Here is a 6,177-nt window from a genome sequence, read left to right on the forward strand (position 1 = left end):
AACTGAAAGTAATGAAAAGAGAACATCGTTTACGATATATAATCAAAGAAGGCATTCAGGATACCTTTTTTATCTGGAAAGACGAGTTGAAGAACGTCTTCAAAGACTCGGGAGTAATGATCTTTTTCTTCCTGGTTCCATTCGTCTATCCGCTACTGTATGCCTTTATTTACAATAACGAAGTGGTACATAATGCCAAGATGGTAGTGGTGGACCAGTCGGACTCGTATCTGAGCCGCGAATATATCCGTAAGGTGGATGCGACGGCCGATGTGAAGGTGGTTGCCGTATGTGCGGATATGGAAGAAGCAAAGCGGATGCTGGATGAGAAGAAGGCATACGGGATATTGTATTTTCCCAGTGAGTTCAGTAAAAATATACATAAAGGAAAGCAGGCGACCGTTTCGCTTTATTGCGATATGAGTGCTTTGCTGTTTTATAAAGCGTTCCTGTTGGCTACCACCGAAGTCTCACTTGAGATAGGAAAGGAGTTACAGGCACAGAACAATCCGTCGTCGACGATAGAACAGGAGAAGATTACGATCAACCCTATTCCGTATGAATCGGTCGCTTTATTTAATTCGCAGAACGGGTTTGCCAGTTTCCTTGTACCGGCTATCCTGATTCTGGTTATCCAGCAGACACTGATTCTGGGAATTGGTATGTTGGGAGGAACGGCGCGGGAGAAAAATCGTTTTCACAGCCTGGTCCCTATCAGCCGTCATTTTAACGGGACATTACGTATCGTATTCGGAAAATCGCTTACCTATATATTATTATATGTGGTCGTTTGTATCTGGGCATTGGCGGTGGTCCCGAAATTATTCTCATTGCCGCAGGTAGGGGAACCGTGGACTGTCATGCTGTTTGTTTTGCCTTATTTGTTTGCTTCTATCTTTTTATCTATGACATTATCCGGTTTCATGACAAGCCGCGAATCGCCGATGCTGGTATTTGTATTTACCTCGGTGATCCTGTTGTTTATTTCCGGTGTGTCCTGGCCCAAGGAAGCGATTCCTCCGTTCTGGAAAGCAATAGGTTATTTGTTCCCTTCCACGCCAGGAATACAAGGGTTTATCCGTATCAATACGGCAGGAGCCACATTGAATGAAGTAGCTCACGAATACCGTACGCTTTGGGTGCAGGCTGGAGTCTATTTTATTACTTCCTGTATGATTTACAGGTATCAGATCATGCGCAGCCGGAAACTGATAATAAAACAATATCGATACATGAAGATGCAACGAATGATGCATAGATAATCAAAAGTGGTCTTTTTGATGGATTTTAACGAAATAATGTTAGAATCCATCAAATATAGTCTTACTTTTGTACAAATTCTCAATCAAACTTAATTTTTAGTACTATGCAGAACAGACGTAACTTTTTGAAGCAAGCTTCATTGTTGCTTGCAGGAGGTTTAGTTGCACCTCAGTTATTATCTTCTTGTGCCGAAAAATCGAAGAAACATATCGGTTTACAGTTGTATTCTTTAAGAGACCTTGTAAAAGACGAAGGTATTCAGAAGGTTTTGGAAACAGCTTCCAAAATAGGATATACAAATCTGGAAACAGCCGGTTATGACAATGGTAAGATTTATGGTATGGCCCCGGCCGAATTCAAGAAAATGTGTAATGATCTTGGTATGAAGTGTACAAGTGCCCATCTGGGACAAGCTTTTACCAAGGAAAAGGAAGCAGAAGTAATGAGCTGGTGGGATCAGGCGATCGATGCTCATAACGAACTCGGCGTAAAATATATGGTTCAGCCCTGGATGCCGGTCAATGATGAAACGACATTGGATGACCTGAAGATGTATTGCGATTATTTCAATACGGTTGGTTATAAGACTGCAGCTGCCAGTATTGCTTTCGGGTATCACAACCATAACTTCGAATTCCGTAAAATTGGCGATCAGTTGATTTACGACTTCCTGTTGGATAACGTAAGTCCGAATCATGTATTCTTCCAGATGGACGTTTATTGGGTGAAAGAAGGCGGTGCCGACCCTGTTGCTTATCTGAAAGCTCGCCCCAGCCAGTTCAAGACTATCCATATTAAGGATGACAAGGAAATTGGTGCCAGCGGCAAGATTGATTTCAAACCGATTTTCGACCAGATGTATGCTAATAACGTAAAAGACTGGTATGTTGAAGTTGAACAATATACCAATAACGATCCGGTAGCTAGTTGCCAGGAAAGTTTCGACTTCCTGAACAATGCGGATTTTGTGAAATGATTATTTATGTATTTGTCACAAAAAAGGTTGCTTCATACAAGCAACCTTTTTTTGTGACAAATACTTTTTCTCATTACTTTAATTAAACAATAATTGAATATAAGCTGAAATATATTCATTATAGGTTTCTTAATCTCTTTTTTATCTTTATCTTTATGTGCATTATTCTGGTAGTAATAATATTGTTATAATACAGGAAGCGTATGCGATAAGGATTTTTTAGTCCAACACTAATAGTATTGATATTATGGAGAAACATGTGAAAAAAAGTATTTTTATATTCTTTTTATTAATGATTCGATTAAATGTGGTTGGACAGGGTTCAATTATTTCCTCACAGAGTAAAAATGAGTATGGGGTATTTCCGCAAGTTGCACTAACCAATATGATCTCTACAACGAATGATCTAGGTGTTGATATGTATACAGGAGATTTGCATATTGATATCCCTTTATATGAGCTAAAGGTTAAAAATATTAGTATTCCGATAGGCCTTCAATATAATTTGAATAAAGTTAAACCTAATATTCATCCTGGTATAGTTGGTTTAGGATGGACATTGCAGGCAGGAGGGGCTATACATAGGACTGTTAAGGGGCATCCTGATGAATTTGCATTTCTTCCGATTGATGGATATACTATAAGTAATCCGCCTATAAAGCGAGGTTTCATATGGCAAAACTATAAGTTTTATAATGAAAGGGAATCTAAAAATATGCAGGAACTTTATGGGTTTGATGAATGGGGTAAAGGAGAATGGAACCAGGAGAATTTTGTATGGGAATTAGCTGCTTCGAAAATAAATACCAAAAACCTTCTTGGTCGCGGAAGTGAGGATTATTATCCGGATATATTTAGCTTTGATTTTTTAGGATATAATGGAAGCTTTTATTTAAATGAAAATGGTCAGTGGCAAACATTGTCAGATGATGATTTTAAAATCGAGCATACAATTAAAACACTATCGAGTGCAAGAACTCCAATAAATCAACCAAAATCGTATCAGGGAATCAGTTCTTTTTTTGAATTCAAGTTAACTGCTAAAGATGGAACAGTGTTTATCTTTGGTGATAATCCTTCTGCAATTGATTATTCATATGCATATTATGAACCTTTAGTTCGGATTGATGGTGACAGACCTGTTGCTATGACTTGGCATTTATCGAAAGTTATTCTTTATACAGGAGAAACTATCAGTTTTAATTATGTAGTATCTAAGCCTAAAATAGATATAACTTATAACCTTTTATATCAATCTAATTTTATGGAAACATATGCTAGTCAGTATGTCTCTTCAGATCTGTTTATGTCTTGCCTCTTAAAATCAATCAAATATAATTCTTTTGATATAGAATTTACATATGAAAATAGCATACAAAAGAAATATAGTAATACTCTTATTCCGGGAATAAGAGAAAAAAATGTATTTATAGATAAATTTGGTAGTAATCCATTTATTAAAGCTTTCTCCGAGATACAATGGGAGCAATTGTCTAAAGTAAACATTAATAATAGCTTTGAATATGTTTTTCAGTATACTAATACTGAAAATGACAGGTTAAAACTACTAAGTATGAAAAAAAGAGACTTTAGTAACAATTCTGTCGCTAAATATGAGTTTAAATATAACACTGGGAGATTTCCTGACTATTGGGCTTCTTTGGGTGATCATCAGGGCTTTTATAATGGGAAAGATCATCAATACGTATTAAAAGATGGCTTTTTTAAATATTATACAGTAAATTCGAATGATTTTTTAGATGCTAGTGTTGAAGAAAACTTTAGAGCGTCAAGAGAACCAGATAAATCAGGTGCTTATTTTAAATCAGAAATTTTGGAGAAAATAATTTATCCAGTAGGGGGGTATGTAACATTTGATTATGAAACACATCAAGTTAATCGATATATGTCCTTGACGACTCTGAACACTATGATCGAAAACTATCAACCTCAAAATTTGATATATCCGGGAGGAATTAGAGTAAAAAGAATTTCAAATTATTTAGAAGATGGAACATTTCATAATGCAAAAAATTATTATTATGTAAACTCTTTTAATCCTAGAACTAAATCGGGTTCAAACTCAGGTATTATCTCGTCTTTACCAAAGTATGTCCAACGGATAAAAGCTTATAGATCGCTCGTTCCATTAGGAGATAATAATTATGTAAGAGAATTTGACTTATTTTCAACAAATGGTTTTAACAATTATATTTATTGTAAACCTGGATATAATGTTGGATATTCGACAGTCGTTGAATCGCAGGAAGATAATAATGGAAATATAAATGGATATACAGAGTATAAGTTCACGAATTTTAATTCAGATATTTGGGGAGAATCTCATCTAGATGAAATGCCCCTGTCTAGACTTAATGAAACGTTTCACCCAATCTCTTCTGTCAAAGGATTAGGGCTTGCAAATATTCTTAACAATTATATTCCGGTTTCTTCAAAACATTTGGAAAGAGGAAAATTGATTAGTGTAAAGATATATAATAGGGAAGGTTCATTATTAAATGAGAAACTTTTGAAATATAAGAAATTATCAGATCAGTCTATAAAATATATTGATTTTTTTATTTCTCGCTTATTGAGTCCTTTAGAGACAGTGTCTAGTCAAGTAGCTCTTGGAGGTGCATATAAAATATTTACTTATAAGTATCTTCTTAGTGAAGAACAGATGAAAAAATATTTTGATAATAATCCTGTAACTGTTACAAATGTATATGAGTACGATTCTAATAATCAGTTGATTAAAGTGGGAAATAGATTGAATGGAGCGGACGTGTATACCTACCAATATACTTATCCTTATAATTATACAACCTCACCTTTTCCTGAAATGACACTTCAAAATAGACTATCTTCTGTTATAGAATCAATAACTACTTATAATAACAAGGAAATAGATCGGAAAAAAAATAATTATTTTAGAGATATATCAAAGACAAATAATCTTATTTTGCCGGAGAAGATTCAGTCATCTACCTCCGGGATAAATAATTTGCATACAGATATAACATACGATCTTTATGATACTAAAGGTAATATACGTCAGTTAACAACTGCTGATGGAATGAAAACGGTTTATCTTTGGTCATATAATAATCAATATCAAATAGCCGAAATTAAAAATGCGACTTTCAATGAAGTAGAATCAGCCATAAAGACCATTTTTTCTGTAACTAGCGCTGATGCACTTTCTGTATTATCTATACCGAATGAGACGAAATTGAGGGATGGTAGTTTGCAGAAAGCACTTCCTAAAGCTATAGTTATGACTTATACTTACAAGCCTTTTATGGGGATGGCTTCTCAAACTGATCCGTCAGGTCTTACAACTTACTACGCTTACGATGATTTTGGTCAATTGAAAGAAACATATATTTTGGATAATAATATCAAGAGAATTGTTAAAACGTATAATTATAATTATCAAAAAAAGTAATATGTCAGCTTTTTTGTTTTATATGTGGCAAATGAATGAAATATATATGATGTTTGTAATCAGCCCTATAGGACTCTACTTTAATCTACATAAACTCCTGGGTCAATTTAGATTGGAACGAGTAGATGGAACTGTTGTTAAGCTGATTACTGAAATATCCAAGGTAGAGGTCATTTCAAGGAATATAATTTGCAGTTAATAAACTCATCATTGCTAAAGCTTTATTTTAACATAATTATCTACATGTTTGTTCTTGTTGAATATCCTATTTTAATTTAATTCAATTATTTTATTTTCTTCATTTGTTTGTATAAACAATAAATTATCTTTTACGCTGAAATCCTCTATAAGGTCTGTCAATTCGGCTCTTACAACTTCTCCTTTGTTGTTTATTACTCTTACAAAAGCCTCTTCCAATACAAGTAATCTTTCATCGTTTATTACATATAACCCAACCAAAGGTGTTGTGATTTCAATTGACGATCTT

Annotated in this window: 4 protein-coding genes; 3 read left to right on the forward strand and 1 reads right to left on the reverse strand. The window is 34.4% G+C overall.

The features are described from left to right. Window positions 1–11: 11 nt before the first annotated feature. The 3 genes from DWW23_RS04435 (at window position 12) to DWW23_RS04445 (ending at window position 5,690) form a co-directional block, all read left to right on the forward strand. Window positions 12–1,262: an ABC transporter permease gene (locus DWW23_RS04435; protein WP_122352081.1), complete on the forward strand. Its 1,251-nt coding sequence runs from the start codon at window positions 12–14 to the stop codon at window positions 1,260–1,262. A 104-nt stretch (window positions 1,263–1,366) separates the two neighbouring features. Next, the gene (locus tag DWW23_RS04440; RefSeq protein ID WP_122352082.1) at window positions 1,367–2,239 is read left to right on the forward strand and encodes a sugar phosphate isomerase/epimerase; all 873 of its coding nucleotides are present in this window, start codon (window positions 1,367–1,369) and stop codon (window positions 2,237–2,239) included. A 247-nt stretch (window positions 2,240–2,486) separates the two neighbouring features. Further along, window positions 2,487–5,690 carry a hypothetical protein gene (locus DWW23_RS04445; protein ID WP_122352083.1) on the forward strand — a complete coding sequence of 1,068 codons (3,204 nt, stop codon included), beginning with the start codon at window positions 2,487–2,489 and terminating at the stop codon, window positions 5,688–5,690. Window positions 5,691–5,960: 270 nt separating this feature from the next. On the opposite strand, the gene DWW23_RS04455 is transcribed toward DWW23_RS04445, so the two are convergent. Further along, window positions 5,961–6,177, reverse strand: a 217-nt coding sequence (locus DWW23_RS04455; RefSeq protein WP_199664118.1) for a hypothetical protein, incomplete at its 5' end; no start/stop codon positions are given.

Origin of the sequence: Parabacteroides sp. AF14-59 (genome assembly GCF_003479515.1) — a bacterium.
In the GTDB taxonomy this organism is placed as follows: Bacteria; Bacteroidota; Bacteroidia; order Bacteroidales; family Tannerellaceae; genus Parabacteroides; species Parabacteroides faecis.